Here is a 21,917-nt window from a genome sequence, read left to right on the forward strand (position 1 = left end):
GGTCTGTTCCCTTCTCCCCGTCTACGGGGAGAAGGTGCCGGCAGGCGGATGAGGGGCAATCGCGGACACCCGGATCAAATCACAGCGCGCACGACACGCAGCCCTGAACCTGCGTACCCTCGAGCGCCATCTGACGCAGCCGGATGTAGTAAATGGTCTTGATGCCCCGCTTCCATGCGTAGATCTGGGCACGGTTGATGTCGCGGGTGGTTGCAGTGTCACGGAAGAACAGGGTCAACGAAAGCCCCTGGTCGACATGCTGCGTTGCCGCCGCATAGGTGTCGATGATCTTCTCCGGGCCGATCTCGTAAGCATCCTGATAATATTCGAGATTGTCATTGGTGAGATAGGCGGCGGGATAGTAGACGCGGCCGATCTTGCCTTCCTTGCGGATCTCGATCTTCGAGACGATCGGATGGATCGAGGAGGTCGAGTGGTTGATGTAGGAAATCGAGCCGGTCGGCGGCACCGCCTGCAGGTTCTGGTTATAGAGCCCGCCCGTCATCACCGCCTTCTTCAGCGCCAGCCAGTCTTCCTGCGTCGGAATGGCGATGCCGGCCTTTTCGAACAGTTCCGCCACCCGCTCTGTCGCAGGCACCCATTCCTGCTCGGTATATTTGTCGAAATACTCGCCGGAAGCATATTTCGAATTCTCGAAGCCCTTGAAGCTCACGCCCCGCTCGACCGCCAGCCGGTTCGATGCCTTCAGGGCGTGATAGGTCACCGTATAGAAATAGATATTGGTGAAATCGATGCCTTCCTCCGAACCGTAAAAGATGCGTTCGCGGGCGAGATAGCCGTGCAGGTTCATCTGGCCGAGGCCGATGGCGTGGCTTTCCTCATTGCCCTTCGCAACCGAGGGCACGGACCCGATATGGCTCATGTCGGAAACGGCGGTCAACGCCCGGATCGAGGTTTCGATGGTCTTGCCGAAATCCGGTGCATCCATCGCGGCGGCGATGTTGAGAGAGCCGAGATTACACGAGATGTCCTTGCCCATATGGCTGTAGGAAAGATCCTCGTTGAACTCGCTCGCCTCGCTTACCTGTAGGATTTCCGAGCAGAGATTGCTCATGGTGATGCGCCCGGCCACCGGATTGGCGCGGTTCACCGTGTCCTCGAACATCAGATAGGGATAGCCGCTCTCGAACTGGATCTCCGCGATCACCTGGAAGAATTCGCGCGCCTTGATCTTCCGCTTGCGGATGCGCGCATCCTCGACCATCTCGCGATACTTCTCCGTCACCGAAATCTCGCTGAACGGCATCCCGTAGACGCGCTCAACGTCATAAGGCGAAAACAGGTACATGTCCTCGTTGTTGCGGGCGAGCTCGAAGGTAATGTCAGGGATGACAACGCCGAGCGACAGCGTCTTGATGCGGATCTTTTCATCCGCATTCTCGCGTTTGGTATCGAGGAACCGCATGATATCGGGGTGATGGGCATGCAGGTAGACGGCCCCCGCCCCCTGCCGGGCCCCGAGCTGGTTCGCATAGGAAAACGAATCTTCCAATAGCTTCATCACCGGGATTACGCCTGAGGACTGGTTCTCGATCTGCTTGATCGGGGCGCCCGCCTCGCGGATGTTCGTCAGCGACAGCGCGACGCCGCCACCGCGCTTGGAAAGCTGCAGCGCCGAGTTAATCGCCCGGCCGATACTCTCCATATTGTCTTCCACACGCAGCAGGAAACACGAGACGAGTTCGCCCCGCTGCTGCTTGCCGGCATTGAGAAAGGTCGGCGTCGCAGGCTGAAAGCGGCCGGCAATGATCTCTTCCATCAGGTCGCGGGCAAGGGTCTCGTCGCCGCGCGAAAGCGCCAGCGCCACCATGCAGACCCGGTCTTCATAGCGCTCGAGATAACGCTTCCCGTCAAAGGTCTTCAGCGTATAGGAGGTGTAGTATTTGAAGGCCCCGAGAAAGGTCGGGAAGCGGAACTTCTTCGCATAGGCCTCATCGAACAGGTCCTGTACGAAGTTGAAGGAATACTGGTCGAGCACCGCCTGCTCGTAATAGCCCTCGCCCACCAGATAATCGAGCTTCTCCCGAAGGTTATGGAAGAAGACGGTGTTCTGGTTCACATGCTGGAGAAAATACTGGCGCGCAGCCAGACGGTCTTTGTCGAGCTGGATCCGGCCATCCTCGTCATAAAGGTTCAGCATGGCGTTGAGGGCGTGATAGTCGAGCGAAACCTCGCTCGTACCGGCCGCCGGTCGGGTTTGTGTCAGCGTGTCCAAAATTTTTCCAGTCCCTGTCTGACGTTGTCGACATCCTCCGCCGTTCCGAGAAGTTCGAAACGATAGAGGAACGGCACCCCGCATTTCGCCGAGACGATGTCTCCGACGATGGCGTAGCCTGTGCCGAAATTGGTGTTTCCCGCCGCGATGACACCGCGGATCAGGCTTCGGTTGCGAGGATTGTTGAGAAAGCGGATCACCGGCTTCGGCACCGCTCTCTTCTCCGATCCACCGCCATAGGTTGGCGTGACCAGCACGAAGGGAGCCTCTGCCTCCGGCGGCTCCTCGCTCGCATCCACCGGAAGCCTCAGCCCGCCAAGGTCGAGTTTCTCGATGAAGCGGCGAGTGTTTTCCGACCGGCTGGAGAAATAAACGAGGCCGCCCATGACGATCTGCCCGTCAGGCGAGCGCGTTGATCATGTCGGGCCGGAAACCGGACCAGTGCTGCTCGCCGGCAATCACCACCGGCACCTGCCGGTAGCCAAGTTCCTGCACCATCTCATAGGCATGGGTGTCTGCGGACACATCGATGACGGTGTATTCGATCCCCTGCCGGTCGAGGGCGCGCGTGGTTGCGGTGCACTGAACGCAGGCGGGCTTGGAATAGACGGTGATGGTCATGGGTTTCCTCGTGAAAATGGCATGCGGAAGGGTTCCGGAACATCCGCCGATGAACCGGGATCGGGATTGAAAACTGGAAAGAGCGCAGCAGAACGCGGCCATTCGGCCGGCGACCGCCGACAGACTGGTATTAGAAAGCGGGTTTTAAGGGACGCAACAATTCAGACATGGACTTCACCCCGAAGCGACAGAAGACGAAGCGCGGGGCAGCGGCCTGACCGGGGAAAACCGGACACGATTAACCGCGACCTTCCGGGCACCCCGCCGGTGGACGTTCATGTTCAAGGCAGGTCTCCTGGCTCTCGGATCATCATGTCCGCTCAGCCTTCCCGGGCTTTCACCCAGTGGCCGGATCGAACGAACATTCACCGCTCACAGTTGCGGGGGCAGCTTCGGCATCGCCGGCATCATGTCCGCTACCGAATTCCCGTCTTAGCCTTCGACCCTCTCGAATCGAAGGAACCTTGAACACTAGATATAGTATCCAAGGCGAAATTTACGTCAAGAATTATGTTTTCCGTCACCCGCTTCCAACGGGGATAACCGCCACGGGTCGATGCTCGGCATCGACGGCGACCATGACGAAAAGCCCTTTCGCCGTCTGCCGGCGCAGCCCGGTCAAAAGTTCCTCGGACCACAATTCCACCCCGATCCGCATCGATGACCGGCCTGTGGAAACGACCCGGGCGACGACCTCGACGATGGAGCCCAGCCGGATTGGATGGTGGAAATCGATGCGCTCGGACGAGGCGAGAACGGTCTGCCTGCGGCAATGGCGCGAGGCGGCGACGAAGGCTACCTTGGTCATGAAGGCAAGTGCGTCGCCACCGAACATCGAACCGGAACTGTTGGTCTGATCGGCGAAGACGACATCCGCCATGCGAACCTCGCCGTCGGCCTCCGTCGGATGGCTGGTCGGCAGCGGCGGCAGCGTCCACCCTTCACCCCCGTCATCCCCCGGCACCGCGACCATGTGGAAGACGCCGCGCGTGCAGACCTGTCGCTTACTGGCAAGGATGCTTTCCGCCGCCATTTCCACCTCGACAGTCAGGGAGCGCCGTCCCGCCCAGACCGGCATTGCCGTGAACGAGACGATCTCGCCGATATAGGCCGGCTTCCTGAAATCCACCCGCTCGCAGGATGCGGTGACGAAGGGCACGCGTCCATGACGCGTGGCCGCGACGAAGGCCACCCGGTCCATGAAGGCAAGACCGGCTCCGCCGAACAGCGTGCCATGATGGTTGACCGCACCGGGAAAGACGATGTCGACGAGGGTAGTGGGAGCCGGCCCTCCGGCCGGCTCCCCTTCAGATGGTGTTTCCCGCTTCATGCGATCACCCTCCAGCCGTCGCTTTCGGCAAGCCGCTGGCGAAGCTGCCGCGCCGCCTGCACCATGTTGGCAAGGGCCGGCTTCACCTCTTCCCACCGACGCGTCTTCAGGCCGCAATCGGGGTTGATCCAGAGCTGGGAGGGATCGAGGCGGGCGGAGGCGGCCTCGATCAGTTCGACGATTTCCTCCACCGTCGGCACGCGCGGCGAATGAATGTCGTAGACACCGGGTCCGATCTCGTTCGGATAACGCTTGTCCGCGAAGACATCGAGAAGCTCCATTTTGGAGCGCGATGTCTCGATCGAGATCGCGTCCGCATCCATCGTGATGATGGCGTCCATGATGTCGTTGAACTCGGAATAGCACATATGCGTGTGGATCTGGGTGCGATCGGCCACGCCCGAGGCGGAAAGGCGGAAGCTCTCCGTCGCCCAACCGAGATAGGCCTGCCAGTCCCTGCGTCGCAGCGGCAGGCCCTCGCGAAGCGCCGGCTCGTCGATCTGGATGATCGCGATACCCACCTTTTCCAGATCCTGCACCTCATCGCGGATAGCGAGCGCAATCTGACGGCACACGACATCGCGCGGGATGTCGTCCCGCACGAAGGACCATTGCAGCATGGTCACCGGCCCCGTCAGCATGCCCTTCATCGGCCTGGACGTCTTCGATTGCGCGAACACCGCCCAATCGACCGTCATGGGACGCGGCCGCGAAACGTCTCCATAGATGATAGGAGGACGAACGCAACGGGAGCCATAGCTCTGGACCCAGCCATTCTTCGTAAAGGCATAGCCGTCCATCTGCTCGGCAAAGTACTGGACCATGTCGTTGCGCTCGAACTCGCCATGCACGAGAACGTCGATGCCGACATCCTCCTGCCAGCGGATCGCGCTTTCCGTCTCCCGCTCCAGAAAGGCCTTGTAGTCGATATAGGAAAGCTCGCCCTTGAGATGGGCGGAACGCGCGCGCCGGACCTCCATCGTCTGCGGGAACGAACCGATCGTGGTGGTCGGCAGGACCGGCAGATGCAGATGGTGCTGCTGCACGGTTCGGCGAGCGGAGTATGGACGCGCCCGTTGCATCATGTCACGCGAAACAGCAAGCAGCCTTCCCTCGACCAGCGGGTCATGAACCTTGCGCGAGGTCCGGCGCGTTCGTGCGATCCGGCTGGACGCAGCGATCTTTGCCTCGACGGCCGGCCGATTTCCGGAAAGCGCCTCTCTCAGAACCGCAAGCTCATCCAGCTTTTCCGAAGCAAAAGCGAGCGAGGCGCGCAATTCGAGATCGAGCGCGGTTTCGTCCGAGAGATCGAAAGGCAGATGAAGAAGCGAGCAGGATGGCGCGATCTGGAGAAGATCGGGCGCGCGCCCTGCAACCAGCGGTTCGATGCGCTGCACCACGTCTTCGAGATCCGCCCGCCAGATATTGCGGCCATCGATCAGCCCGAGCGACAGGAGCAGGTGCGCTGGAGCATCCCCGGCGATTGCCGCGAGTTCCTCACCTCCGCGAATGCCATCCAGATGCAGGCCGGCAACGGGAAGCGACAATGCCGTATCGCGATTGTCCCCGAGCGGGCCGTAATAGCTGGCAACCAGAATGGAGAGACCCGGCACCGCCTCGGCAAAGGCGGTGTAGGTCCGCACCAGACTGTCCCGTTCCTTGTCCGTCAGGTCGAGTGCAAGGCAGGGTTCGTCGATCTGCACCCAATCGGCCCCAGCCTCCTGTAATTCGACAAGGATCTTGCGATAGACCGGCAGCAGCCTGTCGAGCAGATCGACGGGATCGGAACCATCCCGCGCCTTGCCGAGTTTCAGGAATGTCACCGGTCCGAGGATCACCGGCCGGGTGTAAATGCCGATGGCGCGAGCTTCAAGGAAAGCCTCAAGCGGGCGGTTTCCCGTCAGGATGAAGCCCTGCCCGGCACTGAATTCCGGCACCAGATAATGGTAGTTCGTGTCGAACCACTTGGTCATTTCCAGCGCGGCCCTCGGTTCGCCATGAGTACCGCCGCAGCCGCACGCCGCCTCGCCCTGCGAGCCCCGCGCCAGCGCGAAATAGGTGGCGAGACCGACATGGCCGCCGGACCAGCCATAGCCATCCGGAATGGCGCCAACCATGACGGCGGTATCCAGAACATGGTCGTAGAACGAAAAATCGTTCGAAGGGATCGCATCGACCCCCTTTTCCTGCTGGAGTTTCCAGTGCTTCGCCCGAAGCGTTCCAGCCGTTTCCAGTAGAGTTTGTGCGTCGCTCTTTCCCGACCAATAGGCTTCCAGCGCGAACTTCAGTTCACGATGCTTGCCGATCCTGGGAAATCCGAGATTTGCAGTCTTGATGCTCATTTCCTTGACCCCGAAGGTTGTGGGCAAGGCATTGGCGAGCGCGATGCGACAGGCATGCGGATGCGCCGTTCGCAAAGCGGCACACCGGGACACCCCGCCCGTGGACGTTATCTATCGCGGCAGGTCTCCTGGCTTGCGGGTCACAGCCGGCATCCGTCTTCCCGAGGCGTCTTCCTCAGTGACATAAATGGATGCAAGCTCACCGCCTACAGTTGCGGGGGCAGCTTCGGCATGGGTGCGAAAAGCACCGTCACCGTATTCCCTCTTAGCTCCGGATCATACGATCCGCAGAACCACGATGCCTTTACCATGACGGACCGGACAGCCATCGTCAAGGGATATAAAGATATCTTTATATGAAAGATTCGACCGATATGCCTCCGACCGTAACGCGACGGTCCGTTACGCACCGTCTTCAGGACGCCTGCAGGAGAGGATGAAACGCCGGTAGAGCAAGGTTCTCAGCCGGTTTCTCAAATCGGCGGTCTCCCGCTGCGCTGCCGCGATAGGGGCGTGTGAACCGACCTCGATTTCCTTGAACCCGGCAGCACCGAGAAGCGGCATAAGGCGTTCGACGGTAAGCCCTTCGCCGAATGGCAGCCTCCGCATGATATCCGCATGCCGGTCGCTCATCGCCCCGTCATAATACGGATCGACGCCGGCAACGCGGTCGATCAGCTTTATCGCGCCCGAGACGATCCGCCCCAGAGGCGTCGGCGCCGCCCAGTTGCCGTCGAAGATCAGCAGCCTTCCGCCGGGCTTCAACACCCGGAACCACTCGGCAAAGGCCTGTTGCGGCTCCGTCAGGGTCCAGACGAGATGACGGCAGACGACAGCGTCATAGGTTCCGTCCGGCTCCATGGTTTGTTCCGCATCAGCAAGGATGAAACGCACCCCCGCCCTGCCCGCATGCTTGCGGCGGGCGACACCAATCATGGCCTCGGAAAAATCGAGACCCGTGACATCGTGGCCAAGGGAAAGCAGGACGTTCGACACCTCGCCCGTACCGGATGCCAGCTCCAGCACCTTGAGCGGTTCGGAGCCGAGACGCTGGCGGACCGCATCCGCCCAGGCGTCGAGTTCGGGACCGGGCGGAATGCGGTGCCCGAAGGCAAGGTCGAAGGTTTCCGAGCGCTTCGACCAGTAATCGCGGATGTCTTCCTTGAGGTGATGGTTCGAAGGCGGCCGGCTCATGGCGAGGTCTTGCCAGCCGCACTATCGAAAAGCGCATTCATCCGCGGTCTGGCCCGCTCCGGAATATCGATCTGGCGATATTGCTCCGGCAGTTCGACCTCGCCGACCTTGATCAGCATCACCATGCCCATGCCGAAATGCGGCGAGCACTTGATGCCGTAGAAACCCTGCTGGTCGAAACCGACCTCGATCTCTTCGTTGATCCTGCTCTTGAAGCCCGGATAGCCCTCCGGCACCATCCCGTCGATGGTCGCGGCGTTGTGGCTCTTGTTGGTCGCGATGAATTTCACCCTGTCGCCCGGCTGGACATGCAGGAAATCGGGTTCGAACACCATCGACCCCTTCTCTCCGCGGTTCATCATCTTCACCTCGAAAGTCTCGGCGAAGGCCGGCACGGCAAAGGCGATAAAAGCCGCCAGAACGAGGAAATATGTCTTCATGAAACGAGGGCTTTCTGTTTTTCAGGGCGCAGGTAGCGAATGGAACAGCCATCCGCGCCATGCCGGTCGATGGCGGCATCTACGCCGAAAACATCGCGGATCCGCGTCGGCGTCAGCACATCGCGGGGCGTGCCGAGTGCGATCAGCTGACCGGAATGTAAGACGGCGATGCGGTCGCAGAACATGGCCGCGTGATTGAGATCGTGAAGCGCCGCCACCACGGTCAGTTCCTGACGGCGGACGAGATCGAGCAGGCCGATCTGGTGGCCGATATCGAGATGGTTGGTCGGCTCGTCGAGAAGCAGGATGCCCGGCTGCTGGGCGAGCGCTCGGCCGATATGCAGCCGCTGACGCTCGCCGCCCGAAAGCGTGTGCCAGGAGCGATCGGCAAGATGGGTCATGTCGACATTGGCAAGCACGGTATCGACGATTGCCTCGTCATTCGCCGACCATGGAGAGAGAGCGCCGAGATAAGGCGTGCGCCCGAGTTCCACGGCCTGCCGGGCCGTGATCCGCTCGCCGGTTTCCGCCTGCTGCTCCACCAGCGCCAGACGCCGGGCGACTTCGCGCCGTCCGAGCGCGCCGATCGGCTCGCCATCGAGGAGGATATCCCCCGACTTCGGCTTCCGGATGCCGGCGAACAGGGCCATCAGGCTGGTCTTGCCGGAACCGTTCGGCCCGATGATGCCTAGAAATTCGCCTCCCCGGACATCGAGCGAGACATTCTTCAGGATCGGGACATTGCCGACGCCCCATGAGACGTTTCTGGCCGAAAGCGTCATGTGCGCGCCCTCTTCTGCCCCAGGATCAAGGCGAAGGCCGGCGCTCCGACCAGTGCCGTGATGACACCGATGGGCAGGACCTGTCCGGGTATCAGGATGCGCGAGAGAATGTCGGCGCCGATCATGAACACCGCACCGATCAGCGCGGCTGCAGGCAGAAGCACGCCATGGCGAACGCCGACCACCATGCGCGCCGCATGCGGGATGACGAGACCGACAAAGCCGATCGAACCGACGATGGACACCATGACGGCCGTCATCATCGCGGAAACACCAACGAGGGCTAGATAGGTGCGACGAACCGAGATCCCGAGCGATGCAGCGGATTCCGCGCCGAAGGTAAACGCGTCGAGCGCACGCGCATGCCAGAGACAGACGACGAGACCGGCAAGCGTCGCGGGAATGGCAAGCCATGCATCCGGCCAGCGTACGCCGGAGAGATTACCCAGCAGCCAGAACATGATGCCCCGCGCCTGTTCGGCGGTCGCAGCCTTGGTGACAATGAAAGAGGTGAGCGCGTTGAAAAGCTGCGATCCGGCGACGCCTGCGAGAATAATGGCGGCCGTCCCACGGCCCGCCTTCACCGCCAGCAGGCTGACGAGCGCGAAGGCGACGAGAGCACCGGCGAAAGCGCCCATCGGAAGGGTCAGAAAACCCGCCCCGACACCCAGGATCGCAACGCTGACGGCACCGGTAGAAGCTCCGGCTGAAATGCCCAGAAGATAAGGGTCCGCTAGAGAATTGCGCAGCAGCGATTGCAGCACGACACCGGACAGAGACAGCGCCGCACCACAACAGGCCGCGACGACGGCCCGGCTGAGACGGTAGCTCCAAACGATGCCCTCATCGATCGGCTCCAGCGGATAGCCCGCCCCCCACAACCGATTGGCCACGGTTTTCGCCACGGTATCGAGCGGAATTGCCGTCTCGCCGATTGCCGCGCCCAGCCAGAGCGCGGCAAGCAGGATGACGAGCGCGGCAAGAGCCGCGCCCGTTCGTCCGAAGCGTGTGATTGCAGATGTCACTTGCTCAGACCGGCAGCTTCGATGGCGTCGGCAAGCGTCTCGATACCCTCGATCGTGCGGATCGTCGGGTTCATCGCCTGTGCGTCCATGTCGAAGACATGCCCGTTCTTCACCGCCGGCATCAGGCTTGCAACCGGATCCGTTTTCAGGAACTCATGCTTTACGACGACATCATCAGCCGGGAAGCGGCGGCGGTCCATCTTGCCAGCAATGATCATCGTCGGGTTGGCCTTGGCGATGGTTTCCCAGCCCACCGTCGGCCACTCCTCATCGCTCTCGATGATGTTGCTGATACCAAGCGCGGACATGATATAGGCGGGAGCGCCCTTCTTGCCGGCAACATAGGGATCGACGTCCATCTCGGCGCTGGAGAACCAGAAGACGGCGGAAAGCTTGCCCTGTGCCGAAGCAATCTTGGCGCGAGCTGCCCCCTCGCGCTTCTTCAGGTCGGCCACGACCTCCTCGCCCTTCGCCTCGACGTCGAAGATTTTCGCGAGGTCACGCACTTCTTGATAGATCAGGTCCATGGTGAAGACCGCGTTGCGCACGCCGTCGCCACCGCCGGAATTGTCCTTGCCGATGCAATCGGCCGGCGAGGTATAGACCGGAATGCCGAGTTCCTCGAATTGCTGCGGCGTTGCAACAATACCCTCGGGACCGACATGCCACTGGAACTGTGCGGTGACGAGATCCGGCTTCTTCGCAACGACGCTTTCGAAGCTCGGATCGTTGTCGGCCAGCCGTTCGATCTTGGCATTCGCGCTTTCATAGCCTTCCAGCACCGGACCGATCCAGACCGCAGTGCCGACCACCTTGTCGGCAAGGCCGAGGAGATACAGAATCTCGGTGCTGCTCTGGCCGATGGAAACGGTACGCGACGGCGCCTTCTCGAACGTGACCTGACGGCCGCAGTTTTCGAGCGTCAGCGGATAGCTGGTTCCCGCAGCCATGGCATTGTGGAAAAAGCCGGAAGCGAGCAAGGACAGGGCGCAAAGGCCCGGGCGCATCGGCCGCTTGAAAATGGTCTTCATCATAATTCCCCGAAAAAGATGTGAGTGCGGACCCGGGACGTGAGTGCGGGACGGCGATGAGATCAGAATGCCCGATGGGCATTCCGGTCGGTCAAACGATCATCGGAATACGGGGAGTGCGAAGCGTCTAAACGCAAATGAGCGACAAACATGAACATAACATGCTCCTGTTCCGGGCTTCCCCGCCCGTGACGATGGATCGATTTTGACGGCAGGTCTCCTGGCTTACGGATATCTGTCGTCCATCTGCCTTCCCGCGCCGTTACGACACAGTGGCATGACGCCCTTCGGCGTCACGAGGATGGACGGCAATCCGCTTACAGTTGCGGGGGCAGCCACGGTCTTGGTCCCTGTTTGGGTCCTCCGCACCGTGTTCCCTATTAATCCCCTTGCTTTGGGCTTGGGGAACCGTCGTCCCCAGATAAGTGGCGTAGTGACCCGGCGTCAAGTCGAAAGCCGGGTAGTTTCATAAACGTATTGCGACGGCAAACGGGGGATCGTTCATCTTGTCTCCATATGCTATCGAAACTGCATACGTAATATTATTACGTCCGTCAATGAAAAGTTACGTAATAACATTACTTATATCCTATGCTTCCCATCCATGCGACGAAGCCGGCATCTCCTTACACTAGGCCTCGCACCGATGGCCCAGGTCCGGAATCCGCAATGTCTGGGAACTGAAAGGAACCCGCATCTCCGCCGCCTAGATATCGCAATAGGCTTCAATGTCTCTCGGCTCCAGCCTATGGCTGGACGCCCGCCACCCGGCGACCAAGCACCATTGCTTATCATTCCTCGCGGAATGCTCGCTTAATCTGATCTTCGATGGGCTTGATGAGATAAGAAAGCGCGGTACGGTCGCCTGTCCGGATCATCGCTTCGGCTGGCATCCCCGGCACGAGCGTCAAACCGTCAAGCTTCTGCAACTCCTCAGGCTCTACGGTGAGACGGACGAGATAATAGGACAGACCGCTTTTCTCGTCCGTCGAAAGGTCCGCCGCGATGCGGCCGACATGAGCCTTGATCTCAGGCGTCGTCCGTTGGCTGAAGGCCGAAAGGCGCAGGACGGCCTTCTGGCCGGGATGCACCTGGTCGATATCCCTGGGCTGGATGCGAATTTCGAGAGCGAGGTCGTCGCCTTCCGGCACGATCAGCATGATCGGTTCAGCCGGTGCGACGACCCCGCCGACGGTGTGCACGGCAAGCTGATGAACCGTGCCGGATTGCGGCGCGACGATATCGATCCGCTTCAGATCGTCTTCGAACACCGTCTTGCGCTCCATGAACTCGCCGATCTGGCCCTGCATCTCGCGAAGTTCCTGGCCGACCTCCGCCTTGAGGTCCTGTTCGACTTGCAGGATCTGCAGCCGCGTCTCGGTGATGCGACCTTCGGCCTGCGCCTGGTAGGCGATCTTCTCACCGCGCTCGCCGCCGAAGGTGGCCGCCTGAGTGCGCAGGCTGTTCAGCCGCTGCACCGAGACCACGCCCTTCTCACGCAGGTCCTCCTGTGAGGCGATCTCGGACCGCAGGACTGCAAGGCCATCGGCATAGGCGATTTCCTGAGCCTTCAATCCGTGGATCTCGTGCTCATACTGGGCAATGCGTTCGGCAAGCTGAGCCTTCTTACCCTCTCGCACCTGCCTGCGAAATTCGAAGAGCCGTGTTTCACTGCGTATAGCAGACGCCACATCCACATCCTCCTGACGCGCAAGCAACCGCTCCGGAAAGTCGATCGTGTCGAGATCATCACGCTCCGCCTCGAGCCGCGCCAGCCGCGCCGTCAATTCATCCAGCCTTTTGGTGACGATGGCAAGGTTTGCCCGGGTCTGGGTCGCATCGAGGCGCATGACGACGTCTCCCGCCCTCACCTTGTCGCCTTCCTGGACGAGTATCTCAACAACGACCCCACCCTTCGGATGCTGCACCTTCTTGACGTAGGAATCGACAACGAAGGAACCGGAGGCGACAACCGCGCCGGCCAGTTCCGTCGTCGCCGCCCACACTCCCGCGCACCCGACGAGAGCAAAGCCGATCGCCAACCCGGCAACAAGATGACGGCGGATCGAACGCAGGACGCGATCATCGTCAGTGGCAGACATCATTTTCCTCCGCTTCCCTTTCTGCTTCAGCAACCTCCGGCGGCTTGCATCCAGTGGCCCTCACCCGCAAAGGTTTGAGCGCATGGCCGGTCGCCGGAAAGCCCTTCGCGGACGACAGCGCAGAAGTCGACTGCACCTGGAGAACCCGGGCGAACACCTCGTCGCGCGGCCCGAAGGCCTTCTGCCGCCCGTTTTCCATCAGGAGCACCTGATCCACCACACCAAGCGCGCTTGGACGGTGCGTGACCACCACGGCAATGCCACCCCGACGGCGAACTCCGGCGATCGCCTGAACCACCGCAACTTCACCCTCGGCATCCAGATTGGCGTTGGGCTCGTCGAGCACGACAAGGAAAGGGTCCCGAAACAGGGCACGGGCAAGCCCAATCCGCTGGCGCTGCCCCGCCGACAAAGCCAAACCGCCTTCCCCGATGCGCGTTTCATAACCGTTGTCGAACTTCAGGATGAGTTCGTGGGCACCTGCCGCCTTTGCCGCCGCAACCACGGCCTCTGAATCTATCCCCGCCTCAAAGCGGGCGATGTTTTCGGCGATCGTGCCATCGAAGAGTTCGACGCCCTGAGGCAGATAGCCTATATGACGACCGAGCTCTTCCCGGTCCCACTGGTCAAGGCTTGCACCATCGAGGCGGACCTTCCCGCTCGCAGGAGACCACGCACCGACAAGCACACGGGACAAGGTCGATTTGCCTGAACCTGAAGGCCCGATCACGCCAAGCGCACTGCCCTTTTGAAGGGTGAAGCCAACCTGTGTGACAGTCGGCTTTCGCGCGCCCGGTGGCAGGATGGCGAGGTTCTCCACGCGCAACTCCTGTTGCGGCGCTGGCAAAGTCATCATTCGCGGCCTATCCGGGAGCTTCGACAGCAATTCCCTAATACGGGACCAGCCCTGCCGGGCCATAAGGAACGACTTCCAGTTGGCGATGGCGAGATCGACAGGCGCAAGCGCCCGGCCCATCATGACGGAACTGGCGATAATGACGCCGCCCGTCGCCTTTTGCTCGATCACCAGCCATGCCCCGACAGCGAGGATGCCCGACTGAAGCATTATCCGCATCGCCTTAGACAGCCCACCCAGTCCTCCGGCAACATCGCCGGCCTTGCGGTTTGCCCCAAGATAGGCCTGATTGGCCGCCCGCCACCGGCTTGCCATGCGGCCGGAAAACCCCATGGCGGCAACCACTTCCGCATTCCGGCGCGAGCCTTCAAGAAGGGCGTTACGAACCATATTCTGCGCTATGGTTTCACTCACCCATTTCTGTGAAAGCCCGTTGGCGAGAATGGTCAGAAGAACGAGCAGCACCGCGCCGGCCAGCGCCGTGACGCCGATCCACAGGTGAAAGAGAAAGCAGATCCCGAGATAAAGTGGTATCCATGGCAGGTCGAAGAACGCGGTCGGTCCCGCCCCCGATAAAAAGCTCCGCACACTGTCGAGATCTCGCAGGGGCTGAAGCCCGTCGCCCGGCATGCGGGTCAAAAGCGGCAACCGCACCACGGCATCATGGACACGGCCAGAAAGCGTGTTGTCGAAGTGCTCCCCGATCCTGAGCAGCACCCGCGCACGCAGGATGTCGAGCGCTGCCTGAAACAGATAGAGCCCGGCCGCCAGCACGGACAGACCCACCAGCGTCGGCACGCTACCGCTCGAAAGCACTCGGTCATAGACCTGCAGCATGAACAGGGGAGAGGTCAGCGCGAGAACGTTGACGACACCACTGATGAGGGCGATCGCGACGAGCGATTGCTTCAACGGCGAGACGACTGCAATCGCCAGAGACGGCGGCCCATATAGCGGATTCCTCAGCAAGTCGGCACAATCATTACACGACCTGCACCAGAGCCAGAAACAAGTCGCTGAGAGAGTTCAAAACCGCTGGCGTTCATGTGGCGGAACCCGCTGCTCCAGCCAGTCGGGAAAGCTTCCAGATTGCAAGAAGCCGAAGTGAGTTCAATGATTGCAGCCATTTGTTCGCTCCTCGGATGGGTGTTGCAGTTGCCGGGTCCCAGGCCGGGCAGCGGCTCCCAGATAAATTCGAAACGATTTCAGGAAGACTGTGTTGCATTGAAAACGCCGCGCCGGTTTCTTGCATCAGGACCTTTTGTTAAGAGACATCAGAAAGACTTCCCCGGCGCGGCGCTGAGGCCGGTCGAGGATATCATTACGGCCCATCACGATACTGAGGGCCAGGCTGAAGAGGCGCTGCCCGTCACCGCGTTGCAAGCATGGACATCGGGCAAAGCGTAGGCATCCGCGACCTTGCGGAGATTGCCGTCATCGTTAAGACTCCGGCTTTGGATCGACATGACAAGCGTCCGGCGACCACACATTGAGCGGGGATTTTCAAAGAACCTCTGGCCCACGTCAAGCGTGACCCCGGGCCTTTGAGCCAGAGCATCCGAGATAGCGAGCCTGCGCCATCGGTCGCGAGGATGGCGTTAGAGGAGACCTGTATCTTTTTGAACCAGGTTCGCTAAACTGAGGCGGATATCCGCCACCAACAGCCACGCATCGTCAGAAGGCTTGGTAGCCATCTCGTAGGAGGATTAAGCCGCCGGTGGATACAAGCTCGAACGGCCACACCCGCGGACGCCGCATCAGCGACCTTTAACGATTTCTACACCACCGAACAATCTTGCACAGGCGGTGAGGATATCGAACACATTGGCGTACGGGCCAGGATGTTGAAAAGACGGATTCTGGCTACGCCCAGCAGCCAATGCGTAAGATACCGCGAGGTGTCATCCCGACCGTTGGATCGGGATGATACCTCGAAAGTCGAACTGCATCCGGTAGGATACCGGGCGACGTGGGCTCTTTATCAGGATGCCTTGGCGAACCGTTCCGGGCGGAAGGTGGCGAGCATCGGATGACGGGCGCCGGTTGCCATTTCATAGGCGACCAGTTCGCCGACGATCAGGCCGAGCGTCGCACCGCTATGGCTGAAGGCCACGAAGCAACCCGGAACGCCCTGCAATTCTCCGAGCACCGGTTCTCCGTCGCCCGGGATAGGCTTCGGACCTGCTCCATAGGAAGCGACCTCCAGAACCGGATTGCCTTCCATTACCTTCGAGGCTTCGCTCAGCAATCCCTGCAATGTCTCGGGCTTCACGAAGAGCGACCCGTCCGCCTTCACTTCGACCTCCTCGGCGGCCCAGTCCGCATCGATCGAAAAAGTGCCGTTCGGCGCGGGACGAACAGCGATGCGAGGCGTGTTGAGGACCGCACGCAGCGGATGGTCGAGGCGCTTGGTCTGGATGAGCAGGGCAATCGGCGTGCCGTCGCCGATGGTCTCGCCGATATCGAACGCCATGCGCGGAACCGCCGGGCCGGTCGCGATCAGCAGGGCGTCTGCTTCGAACCGCTTGCCGGAAGCCGTCACGGCTCCGATCGCGCGACCGCCTTCCACCAGCGGCGACGCAGCACCCTGATCCGTGACCAGAACGCCGCCGAGCGCCGAGAACTCCTTGAGGAGATGGTCGATCAGGATCGGCAGGTCCACCCAGCCCTCGCCGGGATTGAAGATTGCGCCCTGCGGCGTGATCGCCCGGCTGTCGATGCCGGGGGTAACCTTGGCTATATCCGAGCCCTGAACATGCAGCGCGTCATAGGCCAGCGATATCTCGTGGCGATAGGCAGCGTCGATCTCGTTGCCGGCACCGTCCGCGTCCCAGGTGAGACCGCCCTCGAAGCGCAGCCAGTCTGCATCGGGCAGCTTCGCCGACAGCGTGCGGTAGCGATCGACACCCGCCATGCGCAGGCGATGGTATTCCGCCGAACGCATGCGGGCCGAATTGAGCCACGAAAGCGAGCGCCCGGATGCGCCATTGGCTGGTGGGCCATCATTGATGATAGTCACCTTCACGCCCCGGCGGGCAAGCTGGGTCGCGGTGGAAACGCCAAAAATACCGGCGCCGATGATGACTGCTGAGGAAATCTTGTTTGTCATGGTCTTGTCTTCTCGTCTGACGGATCAAAAATGTCGTTGGATGTAATCAGGGGGTTTCCCACAGCCCGGTGCGGGCCGAACGGAACAGCGCGTCGATCGCCTTCATGTTGGCGACGGCATCGTCGAGGCCCGTTTCCACCGGTTCGCCCGTAAGAACGGCATGCGCGAAGGCATCCGCCTGAAGGCGATACTGGTCGACGGGCTCGATCACGATTTCTTCCCGCCCGCCGCCGTTAAGATCCCGGCCGTCATCGATGGCAATAACGGTCCCGGCATCCGCCGGCGCGTTGAACGGAATGGCGATCTCGATCCGCCCTTTCGTCCCGAGGATGGTGACCCTCTGGGTCAAAGCGAGCTGGGTCGAACAGGTGAACGCGAGCTGCCGGCCTTCGGGAAACACCAGTAGTCCGCTGGTCAGCCGGTCGGTGCCGAAACGGCTGTCCCGGTCCATCAGTGCGACGGCGCGTTGCGGCTCCGTGCCGAAGATGTAGCGCGCGGTATTCACTGCGTAGCAGCCGACATCATAGAGCCCGCCGCCGCCAATCTCGGCCTGGTTGCGCACATTCTGCGGATCGTCGAGGAAGTAGGAGAATATCGTCTGGATGACGTGAACCTCGCCGATCCGGCCTTTGTTCACCAGCGCCCGAACCCTCTGCCATTGCGGGTGATGGCGAACCATGAAGGCCTCCGCCACCGGCAGGCCCGACGCCCGCTGCGCCTCGACGAGCGAGAGCGCTCCCTCCGCCGAAAGGGCGATCGGCTTCTCGCACAGCACGGGCTTGCCCGCCTTCAAGGCCGCAATCGTCATCGGCACATGCAGATGATTAGGCAATGGATTGTAGATGGCATCGATCTCGGGATCGGCAAGCAGCTCCTCATAGCTGCCATGGACCTTGGGAATGCCGAATTTCGCCGCGACATCCGCGGCTTTGTCCGGCGAGCGGGAGGCAATGGCCTGCACCCTTCCGAGCCGGCTTGTCTGGATGGCGGGGATGACGGCCTTGACCGCGATGCCTGCGGCACCCAGCACCCCCCATCTTATCGTCTGTGTCACTCTGCACCTTCCTTCATGCAATTTTTCGTGCGATCGCGGGCCTTCATACGGGCTGCGGGATCAGAGCACTTCCGCCAGGAACCGTTGCAGACGCGGGCTTTGCGGGCGGTCGAAGATCGCTTCGGGCGTTCCCGCCTCCACCACACGGCCTTCGTCCATGAACACCACCTGATCGGCCACGCGCCGGGCAAAGCCCATCTCGTGGGTGACCACCACCATGGTCATGCCGCGCTGGCCGAGATCGGCCATCAGGTTGAGGACACCCTTCACCAGTTCAGGATCGAGCGCGCTCGTCACCTCGTCGAAAAGGATGACCTCGGGCTCCATGGCGAGCGCCCGGGCAATGGCCACGCGCTGCTGCTGACCACCCGACAGGCCGCTGGGGCGATGATGCTGACGGCTTGCCAGCCCGACATCGGCCAGCCGTGCCTTGGCAATGCGCTCGGCTTCTTCCTTCGGCATGCCCTTGATCTTGGTGAGCGACAGCATGACGTTTTCAAGCGCCGTATGATCCGGGAAGAGATTGAAATGCTGGAACACCATGCCAACCCGGCGGCGAAGCTTTTCGGGCTTCATGGCAAGAATGCTCTCGCCATCCAGCAACACGTCGCCGGCCTTCGGCTCGACCAGACGATTGAGGCAGCGCAGCAGCGTCGACTTGCCCGAACCGGAGGGTCCGATGATGCAGGTCACGGAACCCGGGCGCACCGAAAGGTCCACGCCCTTCAGCACATCCAGCTCGCCATAGGCCATACCGAGGTTCTTCACATCGAGGCTTCCGCCCTTGAAGCCCGTTCCGGATTTCGGATCGACGCGCTTTGCACCATCGAGTTCGTCGACCTCCTCGAGGCCGCTTGAGACGCTCGACGGCTTCTGCTTGCCGAGCCTCAGGCGCGTATCGATCGTGTTGACGACATGGGTCAGCGGCACGGTGATGATGAGATAGAAAATACCCGCGAGCAGAAGCGGTGAAAGATTGCCGGTGACCACGGCGTGGTCCTGTCCAACGCGGAAGATCTCCCGCTCGGAGGCCAGGAGGCCGAGAAAATAGACAAGACTCGAATCCTTGACGTTGCCGATGAACTGGTTGACCAGCGCCGGCAGCACCCGCCGCACACCCTGGGGCACGACGATCAGTTTCATGCCCTGGCCATAGCTCATGCTCAGTGCGCGACAGGCTTCCATCTGGCCGCGGTCGACGCTCTGGATGCCCGAACGGAAGATCTCGCCGATATAGGCACCCGCGATCAGGCTGAGCGCCATGATGCCCAGCGGATAGGGCGACGGTCCGAACAGTTCGCGACCGATGCGGGCAAAGCCCTGACCGATCAGGAGGATCGTGACGATTGCCGGGAGGCCCCGGAAGATATCGGTATAAACGCGCGCCGGAATGCGCAGCCATGGCGAACGGGAAATGCCCATGATCGCCAGAACCATGCCGATGATCACGCCGAAGACGGTGGAGGCCGCAGCGAGGATCAGGGTGTTCTTCAGGCCGACCGCAATCATGGTCGGCAGCACCTCGGCCATCGCGTTCCAGTCGAGGAAACTGCGACGCAGATTTTCAAGCCAGTTCATCAAGCTCTTCCTTGAAATGTGGGGCCCGGCAGCAGGCCGCCGGGCCGAACGGGATCACTTGGCGGAATTACTTGGGAAGATATTCAGCCGGCATCGGCGAGCCGGGGAACCATTTCTCGTAAAGGGTCTTCCAGGTGCCGTCCTGCATGGCTTCGTGCAGACCCTTGTTCAGGGCTTCACGGAAAGCGTCGTTGCCCTTGCGGATCACGAAACCGGCCGGAGCGTCGAAGCTCGGAATGTTGACGGTGACCTTCAGATCCGTGTAGCGGGCGGTATAGTCCTTAGCCGCCTCGTAATCGAGGAAGTGAGCGTCGATCGTACCATTGTTGAGAGCAACGACGGCAGAGTTGTTGTCAGGGAACTTGACCAAATCGGCGCCGGTGAAGTTCTTCTGGGCATAGATTTCCTGCAACGTACCCTGCACGACGCCCAGGCGCTTGCCTTTCAGTCCTTCCGCGTCAGTGATCTTGGCATCCGGCGTCAGCACCGAGAGATAGCCGGCCAGATAACCGTCGGAAAAGTCGATGGTCTGCTTGCGCTTCTCGGTCGTACCGATCGCGGCAACCGCAACGTCAAAACGGCCGTTCGCGACGGAAGGCATCAATGCCGAGAATTCCTGACCGGTGAACACCACCTGATCCTTCTTGTAGCCGATGCGTTCGGCGACGTTCAGGAACAGTTCGATGTCGAAGCCGGTAAAGTTGCCGTCAGCGGTAGTGAACGTATAGGGCTTGGCATCGCCCATCGTGCCGACGCTGATGATCTTCGGATCGATCAGGCCATAGGGGTTGTCCTCCGCGAGTGCCGTCGCGGCCGTGACGCCGGTGAAGGATAGAGCCAGCGCGAGCATGGCAGCGCGCATCCGGCCTATCGGAGAAGATGTATTTTCGAAAAATTTCATGTGCTCGTTCTCCTGCTCTGGTGGTCTCGTCAGCGACGTTTTCGGGCGCAAGGGTCCCATCCAGACGGCGACCGAGGTCAACCGTCCAGCCCATGCTCGTCGCATATGCCGGGGATTCTGTTTTGATTATGAGACCGGTCTCTTTTTAATTTGAGACCGGTCTCATTCAGTTTTGACAATTGTTATATTCGCATTTGCCAGTCGTCAATATCTCTTGTAAGGCTAATGCCATGGAACAGAGTCCGGCCAGATCTTCCGCCGTTACGGTCGCCGATGTCGCTCGCGAGGCGGGCGTTTCGAAGGCAACCGCGGCGCGTGTTCTGGGAGGTTACGGCACCGTCAGTGCCAAGGTCCGCGAGGCGGTGAAGGCCGCCGCCGCCGCACTCGACTATCGCCCGAACGAACTCGCCCGCAGCATGACCACCGGGCGCTCGGGAACCATCGGCGTCGTTGTCGGCGATATCGAAAACCCGTTCTTCAGCCTTGCCGTGCGCGGCATCACCGATGTCGCCCGTCTCGCCGGCTTCAACGTCATCCTGTCCAATTCAGGAGAGGACGTCGCCGCGGAAAAAGCGGCGATCCGCACGCTGGTCGCCAAGCGCGTCGATGGCATCATAGTCTCTCCGGCGAAGGAAGGCGATGTCGAACATCTGAAGGATATCGAACGTTCCGGCCGCCCGCTTGCCCTGCTGGATCGCTCTGCCCCTTCGCTGAACGTCGACACCGTTATCGCGGACGACATGCAGGCGGCGGAAGGCATAACCGGACTGCTGATCGGGCGCGGGCATCGCCGCATCGCCTACATCACCGCCTGCGACACCGCGGACCACGTCTTTCATTCACTGGACGACATTTACACCGATTCCGTCCGGCGGCGCATCGAGGGGCATCTCGGAGCCTGTCGCGAGGCGTCGCTGACCGACATGGAGGAATGGGTACGTGTCGGAGCCAACAGCCCAGAGGCAACACGTCGGATCGTGATGAACATGCTGCAATCGGCGCAACGGCCAAGCGCCATCATCGCCTCCGACAGCGTGATCGGCCTTGAAGTATTCAAGGTCGCGCGCGAACTGGGCCTCACCCTGCCGGACGACCTTTCGCTGGTGTCCTTCCATGACGCCGACTGGACGTCCGTCACTTCGCCGCCGGTGACCGTGGTGCAGCAGCCCGTCTACCAGCTCGGAGAAGCCGCAGCCAGGCTGCTGGTGGAACGGCTGAACGGAGAAGTTGGCGAAGGCCGCAGGATCGTGCTGCAGACACGGCTCATCGAGCGCGCATCCGTGGGCGCTGCCCCCTCATCCGGTTCGTAAGGGAAA

Annotated in this window: 17 protein-coding genes, 1 pseudogene and 3 riboswitches; of the genes and pseudogenes, 2 read left to right on the forward strand and 16 right to left on the reverse strand. The window is 61.2% G+C overall.

Annotation, left to right across the window (positions count from 1 at the left end):
- Positions 1-79: 79 nt before the first annotated feature.
- From nrdE to H4I99_RS21835, 12 genes and pseudogenes are all read right to left on the reverse strand, one after another.
- The gene (gene nrdE, locus H4I99_RS21780; RefSeq protein ID WP_342345175.1) at positions 80-2,236 is read right to left on the reverse strand and encodes a class 1b ribonucleoside-diphosphate reductase subunit alpha; all 2,157 of its coding nucleotides are present in this window, start codon (positions 2,234-2,236) and stop codon (positions 80-82) included.
- Positions 2,224-2,622, reverse strand: a complete 399-nt coding sequence (gene nrdI / locus H4I99_RS21785) for a class Ib ribonucleoside-diphosphate reductase assembly flavoprotein NrdI (protein WP_163901443.1) — start codon at positions 2,620-2,622, stop codon at positions 2,224-2,226. The genes nrdE and nrdI overlap by 13 nt, the downstream gene beginning before the upstream one ends.
- Positions 2,623-2,635: 13 nt before the next feature.
- Complete coding sequence (gene nrdH / locus H4I99_RS21790) at positions 2,636-2,857, reverse strand: glutaredoxin-like protein NrdH (RefSeq protein ID WP_163901445.1); 222 nt, start codon at positions 2,855-2,857, stop codon at positions 2,636-2,638.
- A gap of 268 nt (positions 2,858-3,125) precedes the next feature.
- A riboswitch (cobalamin riboswitch) is annotated at positions 3,126-3,339 on the reverse strand.
- 38 nt (positions 3,340-3,377) lie between these two features.
- The gene (locus H4I99_RS21795; protein ID WP_163901448.1) at positions 3,378-4,187 is read right to left on the reverse strand and encodes an acyl-CoA thioesterase; all 810 of its coding nucleotides are present in this window, start codon (positions 4,185-4,187) and stop codon (positions 3,378-3,380) included.
- Positions 4,184-6,529, reverse strand: a complete 2,346-nt coding sequence (gene metE / locus H4I99_RS21800) for a 5-methyltetrahydropteroyltriglutamate--homocysteine S-methyltransferase (RefSeq protein WP_163901449.1) — start codon at positions 6,527-6,529, stop codon at positions 4,184-4,186. Before metE ends, H4I99_RS21795 begins: the two co-directional genes overlap by 4 nt.
- A 101-nt stretch (positions 6,530-6,630) precedes the next feature.
- A riboswitch (cobalamin riboswitch) is annotated at positions 6,631-6,842 on the reverse strand.
- A gap of 89 nt (positions 6,843-6,931) precedes the next feature.
- The gene (locus H4I99_RS21805) at positions 6,932-7,723 is read right to left on the reverse strand and encodes a class I SAM-dependent methyltransferase (RefSeq protein WP_163901451.1); all 792 of its coding nucleotides are present in this window, start codon (positions 7,721-7,723) and stop codon (positions 6,932-6,934) included.
- Positions 7,720-8,163 carry a pseudoazurin gene (locus H4I99_RS21810; protein ID WP_163901453.1) on the reverse strand — a complete coding sequence of 148 codons (444 nt, stop codon included), beginning with the start codon at positions 8,161-8,163 and terminating at the stop codon, positions 7,720-7,722. The genes H4I99_RS21805 and H4I99_RS21810 overlap by 4 nt, the downstream gene beginning before the upstream one ends.
- Positions 8,160-8,945: an ABC transporter ATP-binding protein gene (locus H4I99_RS21815; protein WP_163901455.1), complete on the reverse strand. Its 786-nt coding sequence runs from the start codon at positions 8,943-8,945 to the stop codon at positions 8,160-8,162. The genes H4I99_RS21810 and H4I99_RS21815 overlap by 4 nt, the downstream gene beginning before the upstream one ends.
- A complete protein-coding gene (locus H4I99_RS21820; protein WP_163901457.1) occupies positions 8,942-9,970 on the reverse strand; it encodes a FecCD family ABC transporter permease in 1,029 nt (342 codons plus the stop codon). The genes H4I99_RS21815 and H4I99_RS21820 overlap by 4 nt, the downstream gene beginning before the upstream one ends.
- A pseudogene (locus H4I99_RS21825) lies at positions 9,967-10,911 on the reverse strand (ABC transporter substrate-binding protein); the annotation flags it as partial. The pseudogene H4I99_RS21825 and the gene H4I99_RS21820, both read right to left, overlap by 4 nt.
- Positions 10,912-11,194: 283 nt before the next feature.
- Positions 11,195-11,429: riboswitch (cobalamin riboswitch) on the reverse strand.
- Between the two features lie 363 nt (positions 11,430-11,792).
- Positions 11,793-13,103 carry an HlyD family type I secretion periplasmic adaptor subunit gene (locus H4I99_RS21830; protein ID WP_163905883.1) on the reverse strand — a complete coding sequence of 437 codons (1,311 nt, stop codon included), beginning with the start codon at positions 13,101-13,103 and terminating at the stop codon, positions 11,793-11,795.
- Entirely contained in the window at positions 13,090-14,928 is a 1,839-nt protein-coding gene (locus tag H4I99_RS21835; protein ID WP_163901459.1) for a type I secretion system permease/ATPase, read from the reverse strand. Before H4I99_RS21835 ends, H4I99_RS21830 begins: the two co-directional genes overlap by 14 nt.
- A gap of 120 nt (positions 14,929-15,048) precedes the next feature.
- Here H4I99_RS21835 and H4I99_RS21840 point away from each other — a divergent pair, with 120 nt between their 5' ends.
- Positions 15,049-15,366, forward strand: a complete 318-nt coding sequence (locus H4I99_RS21840; RefSeq protein ID WP_163901461.1) for a hypothetical protein — start codon at positions 15,049-15,051, stop codon at positions 15,364-15,366.
- Between the two features lie 574 nt (positions 15,367-15,940).
- Here the strand turns inward: H4I99_RS21840 and H4I99_RS21845 are convergent.
- The 4 genes from H4I99_RS21845 to H4I99_RS21860 all read right to left on the reverse strand — a co-directional run bounded on the left by H4I99_RS21845 (position 15,941) and on the right by H4I99_RS21860 (position 20,562).
- On the reverse strand, positions 15,941-17,068 hold the full coding sequence (locus tag H4I99_RS21845; protein ID WP_163901463.1) for an NAD(P)/FAD-dependent oxidoreductase: 1,128 nt from the start codon (positions 17,066-17,068) through the stop codon (positions 15,941-15,943).
- Between the two features lie 46 nt (positions 17,069-17,114).
- Complete coding sequence (locus H4I99_RS21850) at positions 17,115-18,122, reverse strand: Gfo/Idh/MocA family protein (protein ID WP_163901465.1); 1,008 nt, start codon at positions 18,120-18,122, stop codon at positions 17,115-17,117.
- Between the two features lie 60 nt (positions 18,123-18,182).
- Positions 18,183-19,700: an amino acid ABC transporter permease/ATP-binding protein gene (locus H4I99_RS24730; protein WP_163901467.1), complete on the reverse strand. Its 1,518-nt coding sequence runs from the start codon at positions 19,698-19,700 to the stop codon at positions 18,183-18,185.
- Between the two features lie 67 nt (positions 19,701-19,767).
- A complete protein-coding gene (locus tag H4I99_RS21860; protein ID WP_425314406.1) occupies positions 19,768-20,562 on the reverse strand; it encodes an ABC transporter substrate-binding protein in 795 nt (264 codons plus the stop codon).
- A gap of 269 nt (positions 20,563-20,831) precedes the next feature.
- Here H4I99_RS21860 and H4I99_RS21865 point away from each other — a divergent pair, with 269 nt between their 5' ends.
- Positions 20,832-21,911: a LacI family DNA-binding transcriptional regulator gene (locus tag H4I99_RS21865; protein ID WP_163901469.1), complete on the forward strand. Its 1,080-nt coding sequence runs from the start codon at positions 20,832-20,834 to the stop codon at positions 21,909-21,911.
- The last annotated feature ends 6 nt before the right edge of the window (positions 21,912-21,917 follow it).

The organism is Paenirhizobium daejeonense, from assembly GCF_014280875.1.
Taxonomy (GTDB): Bacteria; Pseudomonadota; Alphaproteobacteria; order Rhizobiales; family Rhizobiaceae; genus Allorhizobium; species Allorhizobium daejeonense.